This is a genomic window from Streptomyces sp. NBC_00252 (assembly GCF_036187565.1).
Lineage (GTDB): Bacteria > Actinomycetota > Actinomycetes > Streptomycetales > Streptomycetaceae > Streptomyces.
Genome location: NZ_CP108087.1, coordinates 5,739,708 through 5,757,884, shown reverse-complemented (window position 1 = coordinate 5,757,884; position 18,177 = coordinate 5,739,708). Strand labels below are relative to the sequence as shown.

At 69.4% G+C, this 18,177-nt stretch carries 14 protein-coding genes and 1 pseudogene; 8 read left to right on the top strand and 7 right to left on the bottom strand.

Annotation, left to right across the window (positions count from 1 at the left end):
- Window positions 1–44: 44 nt before the first annotated feature.
- A complete protein-coding gene (locus OHT77_RS25360; protein WP_328830756.1) occupies window positions 45–944 on the bottom strand; it encodes a hypothetical protein in 900 nt (299 codons plus the stop codon).
- 490 nt (window positions 945–1,434) lie between these two features.
- Here OHT77_RS25360 and OHT77_RS25355 point away from each other — a divergent pair, with 490 nt between their 5' ends.
- From OHT77_RS25355 to cseC, 5 genes are all read left to right on the top strand, one after another.
- Window positions 1,435–2,376 carry an A/G-specific adenine glycosylase gene (locus OHT77_RS25355; RefSeq protein WP_328830755.1) on the top strand — a complete coding sequence of 314 codons (942 nt, stop codon included), beginning with the start codon at window positions 1,435–1,437 and terminating at the stop codon, window positions 2,374–2,376.
- A 300-nt stretch (window positions 2,377–2,676) separates the two neighbouring features.
- A complete protein-coding gene (locus tag OHT77_RS25350) occupies window positions 2,677–3,216 on the top strand; it encodes a SigE family RNA polymerase sigma factor (RefSeq protein WP_019064956.1) in 540 nt (179 codons plus the stop codon).
- A complete protein-coding gene (locus OHT77_RS25345) occupies window positions 3,204–3,893 on the top strand; it encodes a hypothetical protein (protein WP_405880119.1) in 690 nt (229 codons plus the stop codon). Before OHT77_RS25350 ends, OHT77_RS25345 begins: the two co-directional genes overlap by 13 nt.
- Window positions 3,894–4,038: 145 nt before the next feature.
- Window positions 4,039–4,746, top strand: a complete 708-nt coding sequence (gene cseB, locus OHT77_RS25340; protein WP_328830754.1) for a two-component system response regulator CseB — start codon at window positions 4,039–4,041, stop codon at window positions 4,744–4,746.
- A 44-nt stretch (window positions 4,747–4,790) separates the two neighbouring features.
- On the top strand, window positions 4,791–6,098 hold the full coding sequence (gene cseC, locus OHT77_RS25335) for a two-component system sensor histidine kinase CseC (protein WP_390923493.1): 1,308 nt from the start codon (window positions 4,791–4,793) through the stop codon (window positions 6,096–6,098).
- Between the two features lie 18 nt (window positions 6,099–6,116).
- On the opposite strand, the gene OHT77_RS25330 is transcribed toward cseC, so the two are convergent.
- From OHT77_RS25330 to OHT77_RS25315, 4 genes are all read right to left on the bottom strand, one after another.
- On the bottom strand, window positions 6,117–6,992 hold the full coding sequence (locus OHT77_RS25330; RefSeq protein WP_328830752.1) for a class I SAM-dependent methyltransferase: 876 nt from the start codon (window positions 6,990–6,992) through the stop codon (window positions 6,117–6,119).
- Window positions 6,989–7,423 (bottom strand): VOC family protein, encoded by a 435-nt coding sequence (locus OHT77_RS25325; RefSeq protein WP_266769776.1) that lies wholly within the window; start codon window positions 7,421–7,423, stop codon window positions 6,989–6,991. Before OHT77_RS25325 ends, OHT77_RS25330 begins: the two co-directional genes overlap by 4 nt.
- Window positions 7,420–7,902 (bottom strand): helix-turn-helix transcriptional regulator, encoded by a 483-nt coding sequence (locus OHT77_RS25320; RefSeq protein WP_328834339.1) that lies wholly within the window; start codon window positions 7,900–7,902, stop codon window positions 7,420–7,422. Before OHT77_RS25320 ends, OHT77_RS25325 begins: the two co-directional genes overlap by 4 nt.
- Before the next feature lie 339 nt (window positions 7,903–8,241).
- Window positions 8,242–9,828 (bottom strand): MDR family MFS transporter, encoded by a 1,587-nt coding sequence (locus OHT77_RS25315; RefSeq protein ID WP_328830751.1) that lies wholly within the window; start codon window positions 9,826–9,828, stop codon window positions 8,242–8,244.
- Between the two features lie 128 nt (window positions 9,829–9,956).
- Here OHT77_RS25315 and OHT77_RS25310 point away from each other — a divergent pair, with 128 nt between their 5' ends.
- On the top strand, window positions 9,957–10,553 hold the full coding sequence (locus tag OHT77_RS25310) for a TetR/AcrR family transcriptional regulator (RefSeq protein ID WP_328834338.1): 597 nt from the start codon (window positions 9,957–9,959) through the stop codon (window positions 10,551–10,553).
- Between the two features lie 10 nt (window positions 10,554–10,563).
- Here OHT77_RS25310 and OHT77_RS25305 read toward each other — a convergent pair whose 3' ends face one another.
- Window positions 10,564–11,145, bottom strand: coding sequence for a M23 family metallopeptidase (locus tag OHT77_RS25305; protein ID WP_328830750.1), 582 nt, complete (start codon window positions 11,143–11,145; stop codon window positions 10,564–10,566).
- 461 nt (window positions 11,146–11,606) lie between these two features.
- On the opposite strand from OHT77_RS25305, the gene OHT77_RS25300 reads away from it, so the two are divergent.
- Both OHT77_RS25300 and OHT77_RS25295 read left to right on the top strand, forming a co-directional pair.
- Complete coding sequence (locus OHT77_RS25300) at window positions 11,607–12,209, top strand: HAD family acid phosphatase (RefSeq protein ID WP_328830749.1); 603 nt, start codon at window positions 11,607–11,609, stop codon at window positions 12,207–12,209.
- Window positions 12,210–12,256: 47 nt separating this feature from the next.
- Window positions 12,257–15,141 (top strand): annotated as a pseudogene (locus OHT77_RS25295) (NACHT domain-containing protein).
- Between the two features lie 82 nt (window positions 15,142–15,223).
- Here OHT77_RS25295 and OHT77_RS25290 read toward each other — a convergent pair.
- On the bottom strand, window positions 15,224–17,752 hold the full coding sequence (locus tag OHT77_RS25290) for an ATP-dependent Clp protease ATP-binding subunit (RefSeq protein WP_328830748.1): 2,529 nt from the start codon (window positions 17,750–17,752) through the stop codon (window positions 15,224–15,226).
- Window positions 17,753–18,177: the final 425 nt, after the last annotated feature.

Below are 18,177 nucleotides of genomic sequence, written 5' to 3'. Positions count from 1 at the left end.
CGACCACCGCGACGCCAGCCCCCCCCCCGGGGGCTCAACCACCCCTAGTCGCTGGCGAGAACGAACGAGGTCTGGGCCTTGGCGAAGCCGGAGGCCGCCGCCTCCACCAGGTAGGTCCCGGCGCCGGCCGAACCGGCCGGCGGGGTCGCGCACTCGGGGGCGCTCGGCTTGCGGTCCCACTTCAGGGTGTACGTGACGCTGCTCCCGGCGGACACGCGGTAGAACACGCTCCCGGAGTTCTTCGGGCAGTCGGCGGAGGACCAGAAGTCGGCGGCACCGCCCGCCTCCGTGATCGTCAACACCGTGCTCTTGGGCCCGAGATCGACCTTGCAGTCACTGCCGGAGGAGTTCTTGGCGGTGAGCACGAAGGTCGGGGTCTGGTCGGGCGAGTACGAGTTGTGGAGACTCCGCAGACTCAACTGGACAGCACTACCGACGCAGTTGGGCAACGTCGAGTCGGCGGGAACCGTAGTACCCGTACTGCTACCCGCAGTTGACGACCCACCAGAACCACCGGACCCGCCGGACCCACTGCCGCCACCGGCACCCGCCCCAGCGCTCGACCCGGCACCGGACCCACCGGAACTCGTCCCGTCCCCGCTGCCGCCACCGGCACCCGCCCCAGCGCTCGACCCGGCACCGGACCCACCGGAACTCGTCCCGTCCCCGCTGCCGCCGCCGGAGCCGCCACCACTCGACTCGTCGCGCCCGCCCGGGTGTTGACTGATCGCGGGACCCGATCCCGACGGTCCGGCAGTGATCGTAGGAGCGGGAGTCTTGCCGTTCTTGCCCCCGTCCGCACCGTTCTTGCCGCCCCCGCCACCCGAGGTGACGATCCAGGTGATCAGCAGTGCCAACAGGGCGACCACGGACACCATGAGGACCCTCCGTCGCCAATAGATGGAGGAGGGAAGCGGCCCGACCGGATTGCGCAGAGATCCCACGGCGCAAACTGTACGAGAGATCGGCGAGTTACCTCGCCCCACCCGCCGCCCCAGCCCCAACTTTTCCGGATCATCATCCCGGCAACCCCGCCTGGAACAGCCCGGGATGGCCCCACGCCCCCGCACCCACCGACAAAACGGAAGCGGATCGAGCGGCACGGCGCAGCCCACCACACAGCCGGTCCCGCACGACGGCGCCCGCCCACCGGGACCGACGCCACACGGGCGAACCACGGGACGGACGACCCACGCACCCGCAGCCGCCAACGAGACGGGAGCGGGTCGTGGCGGTGCGGCGCGGTCCGCCGCGTACCCGGCACCAACCCCGCTCACCCCTGTCAACAAACGGAGGGGCCCGACCGGCGGCGGACTCGCCGTACCGCCACGACCCCGACCCCACAACGCAACCCGCCGCGCACCACCCCGACCCTCAACGCACCCCAGGCCGCACCACCCCAACCCCCCACACCCATGGCAGGATCGGTAAGCCATGACTGCGCCCACGAAACCCCCGCACAGCACCCCCTCCGACGACGCCCCCGCCCAGGGAGCCCCCCTCCACGCCCCGGTCATCGAGTGGTTCGAGGACAACGCCCGCGACCTCCCCTGGCGGCGCCCCGACGCCGGCCCCTGGGGCGTGATGGTCAGCGAGTTCATGCTCCAGCAGACCCCGGTCAGCCGCGTCCTCCCGGTCTACGAGCAGTGGCTCGCCCGCTGGCCCCGCCCCGCCGACCTCGCCAAGGACGCCCCCGGCGAGGCCGTCCGCGCCTGGGGCCGCCTCGGCTACCCCCGCCGCGCGCTACGGCTGCACGGCGCCGCCACCGCCATAACGGAACGGCACGGCGGCGACGTCCCCACCGACCACGCGCAACTCCTCGCCCTCCCCGGCATCGGCGAGTACACGGCCGCCGCCGTCGCGTCCTTCGCCTACGGCCAGCGCCACGCCGTCCTCGACACCAACGTCCGCCGTGTCTTCGCCCGCGCGGTCACCGGCGTCCAGTACCCCCCGAACGCCACCACCGCCGCCGAACGCAAGCTCGCCCGCGCCCTGCTCCCCCCGGACGATCCGACCGCCGCCCGCTGGGCCGCCGCGTCCATGGAACTCGGCGCACTGGTCTGCACGGCGAAGAACGAGGCCTGCCACCGCTGCCCGATCTCCGCCCAGTGCGCCTGGAACCTCGCGGGCAAGCCGGAGCACGACGGCCCGGCCCGCCGCGGCCAGACGTACGCCGGCACCGACCGCCAGGTCCGCGGCAAGCTCCTCGCCGTACTCCGCGAGGCGGCGGCCGACACCCCCGTGCCGCAGTCGGCGCTCGACCGGGTGTGGCACGAGCCGGTGCAGCGGGCCAGGGCGCTGGACGGTCTGGTGTCGGACGGCTTGGTGGAACCCCTCCCGGACGGCTTCTACCGGCTGCCCGCGGCCCGCACCTGACACACGGTCAATTCACAGACTCGCGTCCCACCCCGGAGAACATCACAGCCCACACCCAGCTCTCGTCACACTCCCGCGGGCCCCAAATCACCCCGTACCACCCCCAAACACCCCGCCCCCTTACCCCGTACCTACTTCCGTTACACAACCGACGGACAGCCGAGCGCTCTCCGCAGGCTGCTCCGCACAGTGCCGTGACAACCGCTCCGTAGCTTCCTTTGTGTGCCGCAGACCGGCGGCGCGGCAGCAGAGGACAACCGGCAGCAGGCGGGTCGGAAACGGGGATGGAGGCGGTTGATCATGGCGCAGGGCGAGGTGCTCGAATTCGAGGAGTACGTCCGCACCCGACAGGACGCGCTGCTGCGCAGCGCCCGCCGGCTGGTGCCGGACCCGGTCGACGCCCAGGACCTGCTCCAGACGGCGCTGGTACGGACGTACGGCCGCTGGGAGACCATCGAGGACAAGCGCCTCGCGGACGCCTACCTGCGCCGGGTCATGATCAACACGCGGACCGAGTGGTGGCGGGCCCGCAAGCTCGAGGAGGTCCCCACCGAGCAGCTGCCGGACGCGAGCGTCGACGACGCGACCGAACAGCACGCGGATCGGGCGCTTCTTATGGACATCATGAAAGTTCTCGCTCCGAAGCAGCGCAGTGTGGTCGTCCTGCGACACTGGGAGCAGATGTCCACCGAAGAGACGGCCGCCGCCCTCGGCATGTCGGCCGGTACGGTCAAGAGCACGCTGCACCGGGCGCTCGCCCGGCTCCGGGAGGAGCTGGAGGCCCGCGACCTGGACGCACGCGCGCTGGAGCGTGAGGAGCGGGAGCGTTGCGCGGCCTGAGCGACGACACCCCTGGGCCCGGCCCGAGCCACACCCCCGGGCCCGGGCGGGTGCGCGGCAGCCTGGAGGCGGCGTTCACGGCGATGGTCGTGCTCGCCGCCCTCGCCCTTTTGGTGTCCGGCTGCGCCACGGGCGGCACCGGCGCGCGTGACGAGGGCCCGGCACACTCCGACTCGGTGGCCGGGGTCGCGGAGGCGTCGACGCCCTCCCCGTCCGCGACCGCCGACGACCATGTGAACGCGGTCAAGCTCGTCATGGACGACCCGAAGGTCTCGGCGGCGGTCAAGCACGAGCTGAAGCCGTGCGTCGCCGACGAGTACGCGGTCGACGTGTCGTACGGCATGCTGACCGGCGGCACCGCGAACGACGTCGTCGTCAATGTGATGACCTGCGGCGATGCGGTGGGGATCGGCTCGTACGTGTATCGGGACACCGGTGGGACGTACGAGAATGTGTTCAAGGCCGAGGAACCCCCGGTCTACGCGGAGATAGACCGCGGCGATCTCGTCGTCACCAAGCAGGTGTACGAGAAGGGCGACCCGGTGTCGAGTCCGTCCGGTGAGAACGTGATCACGTACCGCTGGACCTCGGGCCGTTTCGCGCAGGAGTACAGCACGCACAACGAGTACAGCAACGCGGTCGGGGGCGACGCCTCCCCCGTCCCCAGCAAGAACTGACCCGATCCGAACCGACCGCCGTCGGAACCGGACCGGTCGCGACTGAACCGATCGGGGCCCCCGATCCGATCCTTCGGTGAACGTGGACGCCGCTCCGGGCGTCCCCTGCTTGAGAACGACCCACACGAGGACTGAGAGCACCGGGATGGCAGACCAGACCCACGTCCTGTTCGTCGAGGACGACGACGTCATCCGCGAGGCCACCCAACTCGCCCTGGAGCGGGACGGTTTCGTGGTGACCGCGATGCCCGACGGGCTGTCCGGCCTGGAGGCGTTCCGGGCCGACCGCCCCGACATCGCGCTGCTCGACGTGATGGTGCCGGGCCTGGACGGCGTGAGCCTGTGCCGCCGTATCCGGGACGAGTCGACGGTTCCGGTGATCATGCTGTCGGCGCGCGCCGACTCGATCGACGTGGTGCTCGGCCTGGAGGCGGGCGCCGACGACTACGTCACGAAGCCCTTCGACGGCGCCGTCCTGGTCGCCCGTATCCGCGCGGTGCTGCGCCGCTTCGGACACGCGAGCGGCGGCGACCGTACGACGGACGCCGACGCGGCTCCGGTCGCCGGCGGGGTGCTGACCTTCGGGGACCTGGAGATCGACACCGAGGGCATGGAGGTGCGCCGCGCCGGGCAGCCGGTGGCGCTGACGCCGACCGAGATGCGGCTGCTGCTGGAGTTCTCCTCGGCACCGGGCACGGTGCTGTCCCGGGACAAGCTCCTGGAGCGGGTGTGGGACTACGGCTGGGGCGGTGACACCCGGGTCGTGGACGTCCATGTGCAGCGGCTGCGGACGAAGATCGGCCAGGACCGGATCGAGACGGTCCGCGGCTTCGGTTACAAGTTGAAGGCCTGAGCAGGGGTATGCGGGGGAATTCACAGCGCAGGGTGCCGTCGTTCATGGACAGAGCGGGCATCCGTACGGGCCTGAGATGGAAGCTCAGCGCGGCCATCGCCCTGGTCGGCACGCTGGTCGCGATCGCGCTCAGCCTGGTCGTGCACAACGCGGCCCGCGTCTCGATGCTGGACAACGCGCGCGACCTCGCGGACGAGCGCGTCCAGATCGCGCAGCGCAACTACGAACTGTCCGGGCGGCCCAACTTCCCCAGCATCAAGATCGACGACCCGAGGCTGCCGTCGGCGCTGCGCGAGAAGGTCCAGGAGGGTCGGCGGGCGACCTACGTCACCGACCGGCCAAGCGGTGTGCCGGACATCTGGGCGGCCGTACCGCTCAAGGACGGCCATGTGATGTCCCTGCACACCGGGTTCACCGACCGCAGCACCGACATCCTCAAGGACCTCGACCAGGCCCTGGTGATCGGCTCGATCGCGGCCGTGCTCGGCGGCAGCGCGCTCGGAGTCCTGATCGGCGGCCAGCTGTCGCGCCGGCTGCGGAAGGCCGCGGCGGCGGCGAACCAGGTCGCCAAGGGCGAGACGGACGTACGGGTGCGGGACGCGATCGGCGGGGTCGTACGGGACGAGACCGACGACCTCGCGCGTGCCGTGGACGCGATGACGGACGCGCTGCAGCAGCGACTCGAGGCCGAGCGCCGGGTGACGGCGGACATCGCGCACGAGCTGCGCACCCCGGTGACGGGCCTGCTGACGGCGGCCGAACTCCTGCCGCCCGGCCGCCCCACCGAACTGGTCCTGGACCGGGCGAAGGCGATGCGCACGCTCGTCGAGGACGTGCTGGAGGTGGCCCGGCTCGACGGGGCGTCCGAGCGGGCCGAGCTGCAGGACCTCATGCTGGGCGAGTTCGTGAGCCGCCGGGTCATCGCGAAGGACCCGGACGCGGTGGTCCACGTCGTGCACGAGTCGGAGGTCACCACCGACCCCCGCCGCCTGGAGCGCGTCCTGTTCAACCTCCTCGCCAACGCGGCCCGCCACGGCAAGCCGCCGATCGAGGTCTCCGTCGAGGGCCGGGTCATCCGCGTCCGCGACCACGGCCCCGGCTTCCCCGAGGAACTCCTCGCGGAGGGCCCCAGCCGCTTCCGCACCGGCAGCAAGGACCGCGCGGGCCACGGCCACGGCCTGGGCCTCACCATCGCCGCCGGCCAGGCCCGAGTCCTCGGCGCCCGCCTGACCTTCCGCAACGTACGGCCTGCGGGGGCGCCGGACCACATTCCCGCGGAGGGGGCGGTGGCGGTGCTGTGGCTGCCGGAGCACGCGCCTACCAGTACGGGGAGTTATCCGATGCTGCCGTAGAGGACGAGGGGTCGGCTCTCACGTACCGGCCACCATCACCTCCTCCCCCCGAGACGGCATCGCTCCATCCCCCACCCCCGCGAAATACCGCTCCGCGAGCTCCGCCGCCGGCACATGCCGAACGTCCCGGAACCCGCACTCACGCCCCAGCTCCAGCATCCGCTCCGGGGTGAAGAAGCTCAGGAAGGGTGTCCCGGCGGCGCGGGCTCCCCGGACGGCCACCTCCAACTGGGCGCGCTGTTCCGGCTCTACGTCGTCCACGGGGCGGAGGAACGTGGTGACCAGGGTGGAGCCCGGGGCGAGGCCGGCGACCCTGCGGAACATGGTCGTGATGGCGTCGAGGGTGAGGTACATCGTCACGCCGGTCGCGGCCACGACGGCGGGGCGGTCGGTGTCGAGGCCGGCGGCGGAGAGCTGGCCCCACCAGTCGCCCTCGAAGTCCACTGGTACGAAGTGCAGCCAGTCCGGGACGGCGTGGCCCAACTCCGCAAGCCGCCGCCGTTTCCACGCCTGCGTGCCGGGCCGCTCGACCTCGAACACCCGGAGTTTGCCGCCCAGTTCGGGCCGCCGCTGGGCGAAGGTGTCGAGCCCGGCACCGAGCACGACGTATTGATCGACCCCCCGCCCGGCCTGCTCCTCCACCACGTCCTCGACGAAACGGGCCCGCGCCACGATCGACGCCCGCACCCGGCGCGTGGCCTCGACGTCCATGTCGGGACGCTCCCGCCAGTCGTCCCCGGGGTCGGCGAGCGCGAGCCCGACCTCGTCCTCGATGACATGCGGCGGCGGATCGGCCCGGACGTGCAGGGCCCGCCACAGCGCGACCCGCACGGCGGTGTGATCCGGCTCGACCTCGACAACCTTCCTCACCTCCCCCGCCTGCTCCGGGCTCACGCGAAGTCCTTGGAGAAGTCCAGCTCCGCGCGGCGCTCGGTCAGCGAGTACCAGTTGCCGCTGTCGTCGCGGAAGATCGCCTCGATGCCGTACGGCCGCTCGGTCGGCTCCTGGAGGAACTCGACGCCGCGTGCCTTGAAGGTGGCGTAGTCCCCGCGGCAGTCGTCGGTGGTGAACGCTCCTGCCCCGATCGCTCCCTTGCCGACGAGCTTCTTCAGCGCCTCGGCGGACTCCGGGTCGAGGCCCGGGCCGTCCAGGCTCATCAGGGTGAGCGCGAGGGCGGGCTGGTTCTTGGCGCCCACGGTGACCCACTGCATGTCGCCCATCGAGATCTCGTCGCGGATCTCGAAGTCGAGTTTCTCGGTGAAGAAGGCTTTGGTGCGCTGCTGGTCGAAGGTCCACACGGTGGCGATGCCCAGGCCCTGGATCATGTTTCCGCACTCCTGTCGGACGAGTCGGGTGAGGGTGGAACTGCTTCCTGTTCCTCACCGTAGGCAGGGCGGCCGGCGCGACGCTTCTTCAAAGTTGCGCTGGGGAAACCGCCGGCCCACAGCATCGCGTAGCACCCCGGGATGAGCGCGGCCCCGCGGCCCACGTGCTTGGTCCGGTACTCGCTCGGCGTCAGCCCGGTGAGCGCCTTGAACCGCGCCGAGAACGTCCCGAGGCTGCTGAACCCGACCAGATGGCAGATCTCCGTGACGGAGAGATCGGCGCTCCGCAGCATCTCCTCGGCCCGCTCGATCCGCCGATGCGTCAGATACTGCCCCGGCGTCTCGCCGTACGCCTCCTTGAAGGCCCGCAGAAAGTGATACCGCGAGTACCCGGCATGCGCGGCCACCCCGCCAAGATCGAGCCCGGGCTCGGCCCAGTCCCGATCCATGGCGTCCTTGGCAAGCCGCAACTGCCGCATCTTGTCCATGCCCCCGATGGTGACACGCACCACTGACAGCGACTCCGGCCAGCGCGTATCGGCTACACCGGGACTGGTCGACACCGGCCCGCCAATGTCAGCTACCGCCTGTGCTCATCAACTCAGGCCGGACCTTTTCAGCCCGTCCGGCGTGTGAGGACGAGGCCCCTTCAGGGCCGATACGGGGGCCCGGGGGCAGAGCCCCCGGCAACGCACCCGCGGCCGACCCCGCAAGCGCACCCCTACGCACCCGCAGCCGAACACCCAGGCGTACGCACACAAAGAAGGCCCCCCGGGGCGGACACCATCCGGGGGACCTTCAGCCAACAGGCGACAGACTCAGACCGCTTCCACGATCGGCATCTGCTCCGCCACACCCTCGCCAGAACCCTCAGCCTTGGGCCCCGCCCCCTTGAGCGGAACCTCCTTCACGAACACCGCGGCAACCAGCGCGACGATCGCGACCACGGCCCCGAGCATGAACGCCGAGTGGATACCGGAGGACACCGCGTGCTGGTACGCCTCACGCGCCACCGCCGGCAGCTTCGCCAGACTCTTCGCATCCAGCTGCGCGGACTGCTCGGTCACCTTGGACCCGATCGACCCGGCCCGCGCGGCCATGACGTCCTGCACCTTGTGGTTGAACAGCGCGCCCATGATGGCGACACCGAACGACGACCCGAGCGTCCGGGACAGCGTGCTCGTGGAGGACGCGACCCCCATGTCCTTCATCTCGACGCTGTTCTGGGCGACCAGCATGGTGATCTGCATCAGGCAGCCCATGCCGAGCCCGACGACGGCCATGAACACACCGGACATGAACCGCGTCGTACCGGTGTCCATGGTGGAGAGCAGATACAGCCCGATGACCATGAACACGCTGCCGACGACCGGGAACACCTTGTACTTGCCGGTGTTGGTGGTGACCCGCCCGGCGACCATGGAGGTCACGAGCATCGCCCCGAGCATCGGGAGAAGCAGCAACCCGGAGTTCGTGGCGGACGCGCCCTGCACGGACTGCTGGTACAGCGGCAGGAACAGCGTCGCCCCGAACATCACGAACCCGGTGATGAAGCCGATGATGGCCATCAGGGTGAAGTTGCGGCTGCGGAAGATGTGCAGCGGTACGACCGGCTCGGTCGCCTTGGTCTGCCAGAACACGAACCCGATGAGCGCGGCCACGCCGATGCCGATCAGCTCCATGATCCGCGCGGACGTCCAGGCGTACTGCGAACCGCCCCACGTGGTGACGAGCACGATCGAGGTGATGCCGAGGGTCAGCAGACCCGCGCCCAGGTAGTCGATCCGCGCCTGCGACCGCTTCTTCGGCAGGTGCAGCACCGCACTGATCGCGGCGAGCGCGATGACACCGAGCGGCAGGTTGATGTAGAAGGACCAGCGCCAGCCCCAGTTGTCGGTGATGGTGCCGCCGACCAGCGGTCCGCCGATCATCGCGAGCGCCATGACGCCGGCCATCATGCCCTGGTACTTGCCCCGCTCACGCGGCGGGATGAGGTCGCCGATGATCGCCATGACGCCGACCATCAGACCACCGGCGCCGAGGCCCTGGATGGCCCGGAAGCCGATCAGCTGCCCCATGTTCTGCGCCATGCCGCTGAGCGCGGAACCGGCCAGGAAGATCACGATCGACGTCATGAAGGCGCCCTTGCGCCCGTACATGTCGCCGAGCTTGCCCCACAGCGGGGTGGAGCTGGCGGTCGCGAGCGTGTACGCGGTGACGACCCAGGAGAGGTGCTCCAGGCCCCCCAGCTCACCGACGATCGTCGGCATCGCCGTACCCACGATCATGTTGTCGAGCATCGCGAGCATCATCGTGATCATCAGGGCGAGCAGGACGACCCGCACGCTCCTGGGTTGTTTCTCGGTCTCCTCCGGACCCGTGTCGACCGTCTGTGTGTCCGCCATCGTTCCCACTCCCCTATGTACTGCCCCCGGCCGACTACTTACTTGCCGCCCGGCTAGTTGACTACACTAAGGGAAAGTAGACCCGTAACTAGCCGGGCGTCAAGTAAGTTTGCTGGGGCATGAGACGAATGGGCGGCACCATGGACGGCACCAAGCGGCATCGTCGCGGAGACACCCGCCAGCGCATCCAGGACGTGGCGCTCGAACTCTTCGCCGAGCAGGGCTACGAGAAGACCTCGCTGCGCGAGATCGCCGAGCACCTGGACGTCACGAAGGCCGCGCTCTACTACCACTTCAAGACCAAGGAAGAGATCCTCGTCAGCATCTTCGAGGACCTGACGAAGCCGATCGAGGACCTCATCGAGTGGGGCCGCGGCCAGCCGCACACCCTGGAGACCAAGCAGGAGATCGTACGGCGCTACGGCGACGCGCTCGACGGCGCGACCCCCCTGTTCCGCTTCATGCAGGAGAACCAGGCGACGGTACGGGACCTGCGCATCGGCGAGCGCTTCAAGGAGCGCATGCGCGGCCTCCGGGAGATCGTGATCGACCCCGAGTCGAGCCTGGTCGACCAGGTCCGCTCGCTGAGCGCGATCTTCACGCTGCACGCCGGCATGTTCGCCGTGCAGGACCTCGAAGGCGACCCCGAGGACAAGCGCAAGGCCGTCCTGGAGGTCGCCACCGACATGATCACGCAGGCCCACGCGGGCTCGAAGCCCGCCTAGCCGGACCGGGTCAGACGGACACGCCCTTGCCGCGCAGGAACGCGACCGGGTCTATCGCCGAGCCGTAGTTGGCGGTCGTACGGATCTCGAAGTGCAGGTGCGGGCCGGTGGAGTTGCCGGTGTTGCCGGAGCGCGCGATGTGCTGACCGGTCTTGACGACCTGGCCGACCCGCACGTCGATGCGCGAGAGGTGGGCGTACTGCGAGTAGGTGCCGTTGCCGTGCTTGATGACGATGGCGTTGCCGTACGCGGGTCCGTCACCGGCGCCGTTGCCGCCGGCCTTGACGACGGTGCCGCCGTGCGCGGCGACGACGTTGGTACCGCTCGGCACGGCGAAGTCCTGCCCGCTGTGGGTGGACTGCCACATGCCGCCGGCCTGGGCGAAGCTCGCGGAGAGCGTGTACTTCTTCACCGGGTCGACCCAGGAAGCGGCGGCCTTCGCGCTGACGGCCTTCGGCGCCACGCTCGCGGTGGCGGCGCTCGCGACCCCGGTGCCCAGCACGGCGGTGGCCCCCAGTCCGACGGCCATGACGGCCATCCGGGTGCGGAGCGAAGACGTACGGGAAGAACGGGACGTGGCGCGCTGGAACATCGAAACCTCACGGGGGACGGGGACAGAAAAGCCACCCGGCGCACGGACGCCACCGGATGACACGTCCATTGGTAACCCCCACCCCCAGGAACCCCCAAACAGCTCTTCTACGACGGAAGCTAGTACTTCATCCCAAAACTTCCGACTTCTTGACAGAGCACCCGTTCAGCAGAATTCGCACTACGAACGGCGAAAACGCCCATGAGGTTCCATCCCGCCCAGGAGCGAAAAGTCCTTTTTGCCCCGAACGAGGCTTACGACTACCCGCCTTAGTAGGGGTCGAATCGCCTGTGCGGCTTGTCACCGGGCGAGGTTGCCTCGGACCGCGGAAATGTGGCGCAGACCTCTGTACGCCTACCGTTCAGTAACCTTACGGTTCCCCTCTCGCCACCCTCGCCCGCGACCATGCCTCCGTGCCTTCTGCACCGGCCGCGCACTGACGTGAGAGGAACCCCCACCCCATGACGAGACGACGCCCCTGGGCCCGCCGTACCGCCACCGTCGCCGTGACCGCCGCCGCCCTCGCCGCGGTGAGCGTCCCCGCGGAGGCCGCGACGGCGACCGCCACCGCCGTCGACTACGCCACGTGGCAGACCGACTGCCAGACGGTGATGAACCAGGCACTGCCCTACCTGAAGCAGCGCATCGCGGCCACGAAGCCGGGCGAGAAGCAGGCGATCGTCTTCGACATCGACAACACCACCCTGGAGACCGACTTCGGCTTCAGCTGGCCCCAGCCGGCCAACAAGCCGGTCCTCGCGGTCGCCAAGTACGCCCAGGAACACGGGGTTTCACTGTTCTTCGTCACGGCCCGCCCCGGCATCATCTACCTGCCGACCGAGTACAACCTCGAACACGACGGCTACGACGTCGACGGCCTCTACGTCCGCGGCCTCTTCGACCTCTTCAAGGACGTCGCCGACTACAAGACGGCCCAGCGCACCGCGATCGAGAACAAGGGCTACACGATCATCGCGAACATCGGCAACAGCGCCACCGACCTGTCGGGCGGCCACGCCGAGAAGACCTTCAAACTCCCGGACTACGAAGGCCAGTTGTCGTAACCGGTTAGGCTCCCTCCGTCCGCTCGACGACGGGGGTGAGGCGGCGGATGGAACCCGCGGTACTCGGAGGCAAGCTGGCGTCGAGCCTGATCGCGCCGCTGGTGAAACGGCTGTTCGTGGCGGACGGGCCCGGCGCGGGGCTGGTCGACAAGCCGGTGCGGCTCAAGGACCTGGTGTCCTGGGGCGAGAAACGCACGCTGACGGAGAAGGACGTCCACAAGCTCGCCGGCCAGCTGGTCGCGCGGGCGGTGGACTCCCCCGGCGAGGCCCCCTTCCCGCCCGACGAACAGACCGCCGTGGCCGACGCGTTGGCCCGCCGCCTGCTCACCCTCGGCGACCTGGACATGGACGACGTACAGGCCGTACGGCTCGGACACCGCGACCTGGCGCGGCAGTTGGAGCACGGCGCCCCCACCCCGCCCGGACTCTCCACGGACTCCCGCTACTTCCTCGGCAACGCCACCGAGTGGGCCTGTCTGCAGATCCTGGAGTTCTTCACCCGCCGCTCCACGTTCGTCGCCCGCACCCTCGTCGAGCAGACCCGCACCCAGGCCGAACTGATCGCCCGCGTCGACGAGTTGATCGCCCGCACGCCCCGCCCCGACGCCCGCGACACGGCCTTCGAGCGCCGCTACCTCGCGTACCTCGCCGAACGCCACAACCACATCACCATCTACGGCATCGACCTCCGCGACTCCCCGGACCGCTGGCCCCTTGAGGTCGCCTACCTCAGCCTGGAGGCGACGGCGACGGAGGAACGCCCCCTGCCCGAGGGCCACCCCGGCGCCCGCTACGACCTCCAACTCCCCGCGGAAGAAGCCCTGGTGTCCCACGACAGGGTCCTGCTGCGCGGCGACGCGGGCTCCGGCAAGACGACGCTGGTGCAGTGGCTGGCGGTGACGCCGGCCGCGCCCTGATCCTGGTCGACGGCCTGGACGAGATCCCGTCCGCCGACCGCCACCGCACCCGCGACTGGCTCCTCTCCCTGATCGGCGCCTTCCCCGGCAACCGCTGGCTCCTGACCTCCCGCCCCACAGCCGTCCGCCCCGACTGGCTGGCCACGGAGGGCTTCCGCGAACTCACCCTGGCCCCCATGCGCCGCCCCGAGGTGAAGACCTTCGTCGAACGTTGGCACACGGCGGCGGAGGCCCCCGAGTACGAGGCCCCCCTCCTCGACTCCCTCCACACCAAACGCGACTTGGCCCGGCTCGCCACCAACCCCCTGATGTACGGGCTGATCTGCGCCCTGCACCGCGAACGCCGGGGCTATCTCCCCACCGGCCGCAAGGAGTTGTACGACGCCGCCCTGACGATGCTGCTGGCCCGCCGGGACCGCGAGCGGGGCATGGGTGCGCTGGAAGGCGCCGAGCTGGGCGAGGAGGCCCAGCTGGAGATCCTCCAACGCCTCGCGTACGCGCTGGTGTTGAGCGGCCGCACGGAAATGGACCTGGAGACGGCGGAGGGAATCGTCGAACGCTGCCTGCCCACGGTCGCGGGGCACGGCGACGCCAGAACGGTCCTGCAGGACCTGCTCCTCAGAAGCGGCCTCCTCCGCCAACCCGCCGACGGCGTCGTCGACTTCGTCCACCGCACCTTCCAGGACTACCTGGGCGCGCGCTACGCCGTCGAGGAGGGCCACCTCGACGTCCTCACCAGCCACGCGGACGACACCCAGTGGGAGGACGTCATCCGCATGGCGGTCGCCCACGCGAGGCCGCGCGAACGGGTCGTACTCCTACGGCAGTTGCTGGCCCGGGAGGAACCCCGGCTGACGTTGCTGGCACTGGCCTGTCTGGAGCATGCGACGGCGTTGGATCCGGGGGTGCGGGCCGAGGTCGAGAGCCGGTCCGCCGCGCTGATCCCGCCGCGTACGAGGGAGGACGCGCACACCCTCGCGGGCGCCGGGCCACTGGTCCTGGAGCTGCTGCCGGGTCCGGAAGGGCTGACGGACGAGGAGGCGAGGGCCGTCACGATCACCGCCTCGGTCCTGGGCGCGGGCGAGCCCGACGGTGCACTGACCGTACTGCGGCGCTTCCGCGACCATCGTTCCCTCGACGTGAGACGTCAACTCGCGGGCACCTGGGACCGGTTCGACACCCGCGAGTACGCGGTCGACGTACTCGACCATCTGCCGCGCGACGATCTCTTCGTAGTGTGCGACTCGCCCGAGCATCTGGACGCACTGCGGCTGATGCGCCCTTGGCACAGGCTGACGATCCGTGGTTCGTCCTCGCCGGCCGAGATCATCGATGCCGTAGGTGATCCCGACACGGTCGACGTCCTGGGTCTTGAGCGCAACGAGACGCTGTCCACCCTGGAGGAGCTGGTGGCCTTCCGGTCCCTGGGCTCGTTGTGGCTGAAGGACTGCGCCAACGTCCACGGCCTGGGCCGCTTGTCCGAACTGCCGCTCACAGAGCTGACGTTCAACCACATCGTCGACCCGTCCGGTCTGCGGGCCCTGCGTGGGCTGGCCCGGCTCTCCCTGGAGCAGCGGCTCCCGGGCGGACACCTGGACGACCACCTGCCCCGGGACGCGCCTCTTGAGTACCTGTACCTCGGCCGGAACACGCTGGCCTCCGTCGGCCTGCGCGGGCTGGAGCGATGGCCGACACTCACCACCCTCAGCCTGGACAGGATGGACACCCCGCTGAGCGCCGGGGACTGGCAGGAAGCGAAACGTCTGCCCGCTCTGCGGAACCTCGTCCTGAGCGGGTCCCTCGACGGCTACGCCGTGGACACCATGCCGGAGCTGCCGTCGGTCGAGCACCTCCGGATGCCCACCCAGGGCGGAGTCCGGAGCCTGCTCCGCACCCTCGCCTCACGGCTCCCGGCGCTGCGCACGGTGACCATCAAGACGTACGGGCGAAAGGTCCCCCTCGATCTCTACGCCTCCTTCTTCCCCACCGCCCGAGTAATCGACGACCGCCTCTGACTCCCGCCCCCGGACAAACGAAAGGGGCCGGTGCCAAAAGCACCGGCCCCTTTCTCAGCCGTAAAACCCGAACCGCCGGGTCTTACGCCTCCTTGCTCAAATTCGGACCCGCGCCACCCGCGGCGGCGTCCTCGATCGGCGGCACATCGGGAAGCGCCGACTTCTCCTCACCTCGGAAGGTGAAGGTCTTGGCGTCGCCCTCGCCCTCCACGTCGACGACCACGATGTGGCCGGGACGCAGTTCGCCGAAGAGGATCTTCTCCGAGAGGGTGTCCTCGATCTCGCGCTGGATCGTGCGTCGCAGCGGACGCGCGCCCAGCACCGGGTCGTAACCCTTCTTGGAGAGCAGCTCCTTCGCGGCCTGGGAGAGCTCGATGCCCATGTCCCGGTCCTTGAGGCGCTCGTCCACCTTGCCGATCATCAGGTCGACGATCTGGAGGATGTCCTCCTGGGTGAGCTGCGGGAAGACGACGACGTCGTCGACACGGTTGAGGAACTCGGGGCGGAAGTGCTGCTTGAGCTCGTCCGAGACCTTGTTCTTCATGCGCTCGTAGTTGGACTTCGTGTCACCCGTGGCCGCGAAGCCCAGGTTGAAGCCCTTGGAGATGTCACGGGTTCCAAGGTTGGTCGTCATGATGATGACCGTGTTCTTGAAGTCCACGACGCGGCCCTGGGAGTCGGTCAGGCGACCGTCCTCCAGGATCTGGAGCAGCGAGTTGAAGATGTCCGGGTGGGCCTTCTCGACCTCGTCGAAGAGGACGACCGAGAACGGCTTGCGGCGGACCTTCTCCGTCAGCTGACCGCCCTCTTCGTAGCCCACGTAACCGGGGGGCGAACCGAAGAGACGCGACACCGTGTGCTTCTCGCTGAACTCCGACATGTCGAGGGAGATCAGCGCGTCCTCGTCGCCGAAGAGGAACTCGGCGAGCGCCTTGGACAGCTCCGTCTTACCGACACCGGACGGGCCGGCGAAGATGAACGAACCACCCGGACGCTTCGGGTCCTTGAGGCCCGCACGCGTACGACGGATCGCCTTCGAGAGCGCCTTGACGGCGTCCTTCTGGCCGATGACCCGCTTGTGGAGCTCGTCCTCCATGCGGAGCAGCCGCGAGGACTCCTCCTCGGTGAGCTTGAAGACCGGGATGCCGGTGGCGGTCGCGAGGACCTCGGCGATCAGCTCGCCGTCGACCTCGGCGACGACGTCCATGTCGCCGGCCTTCCACTCCTTCTCCCGCTTGGCCTTGGCGGCCAGGAGCTGCTTCTCCTTGTCGCGGAGGGACGCGGCCTTCTCGAAGTCCTGCGAGTCGATCGCGGACTCCTTGTCGCGGCGGACGCCGGCGATCTTCTCGTCGAACTCGCGGAGGTCCGGCGGCGCGGTCATCCGGCGAATGCGCATCCGGGAACCGGCCTCGTCGATCAGGTCGATCGCCTTGTCCGGCAGGAAGCGGTCCGAGATGTACCGGTCGGCCAGCGTGGCGGCCTGCACCAGCGCCTCGTCCGTGATGGAGACACGGTGGTGCGCCTCGTACCGGTCGCGCAGACCCTTGAGGATCTCGATGGTGTGCGGCAGGGACGGCTCCGCGACCTGGATGGGCTGGAAACGGCGCTCGAGGGCCGCGTCCTTCTCCAGGTGCTTGCGGTACTCGTCCAGCGTGGTGGCACCGATGGTCTGGAGCTCACCGCGGGCCAGCATCGGCTTCAGGATCGAAGCGGCGTCGATGGCGCCCTCGGCGGCACCCGCACCGACCAGCGTGTGCAGCTCGTCGATGAACAGGATGATGTCGCCGCGGGTGCGGATCTCCTTGAGGACCTTCTTCAGGCGCTCCTCGAAGTCACCGCGGTAGCGGGAGCCGGCGACCAGCGCGCCGAGGTCCAGGGTGTAGAGGTGCTTGTCCTTGAGGGTCTCGGGCACCTCGCCCTTGACGATGGCCTGGGCGAGGCCCTCGACGACGGCGGTCTTGCCGACGCCGGGCTCACCGATCAGGACCGGGTTGTTCTTCGTACGGCGGGACAGCACCTGCATGACCCGCTCGATCTCCTTCTCGCGCCCGATGACCGGGTCGAGCTTGGATTCGCGAGCGGCCTGGGTGAGGTTCCGGCCGAACTGGTCGAGGACCAGGGACGTCGAGGGGGTGCCCTCCGCAGGGCCGCCGGCGGTGGCGGTCTCCTTGCCCTGGTAACCGGAGAGCAGCTGGATCACCTGCTGCCGCACACGGTTGAGATCAGCGCCCAGCTTGACCAGGACCTGGGCGGCGACGCCCTCGCCCTCACGGATCAGGCCGAGCAGGATGTGCTCCGTGCCGATGTAGTTGTGGCCCAGCTGAAGGGCCTCGCGGAGCGACAGCTCCAGGACCTTCTTGGCACGGGGGGTGAAGGGGATGTGCCCGGACGGGGCCTGCTGCCCCTGCCCGATGATCTCCTCCACCTGCTGGCGGACCGCCTCGAGCGAAATCCCGAGGCTCTCCAGGGCCTTAGCGGCGACACCCTCACCCTCGTGGATGAGACCCAGGAGGATGTGCTCGGTGCCGATGTAGTTGTGGTTGAGCATCCGGGCTTCTTCCTGAGCCAGGACGACAACCCGCCGCGCGCGGTCGGTGAACCTCTCGAACATCGTTAATCGCTCCTCAGAGCGGTCAGGCAGTAAGGGGACGCTCCCCTCCCTGTCCTTCCGCAGCTTAGTCCCGCAAGCGGGGACCGCTCATTCCAACTGCCGACACCGGACCGAGAACCAACACTGCCTCCTGAACCCGAACGCCGACATCTGCTCCAACCTGATGGTGCGAGACGATGTTCCCGCAGGCCAGGCAGTTACCCTCACCATGAGTACGCCGATGGCGAACGTGAGACGCCCTTTTCTGCGTGTCGCCCCCTCCCACTAGGGATGTCTTACCCGTTCGCACTGACACTCCATGCCGAGTGCCCCGGTTCCCTCCGCTACGGGCGAACAACCTTGCGCCGGTCGGCACCCCCGAACGCCCCCTTTTCCGGCACCCAGCGCATTCGCCGGGCCACCCAGCGTAACTCCCGGCCCGCTTG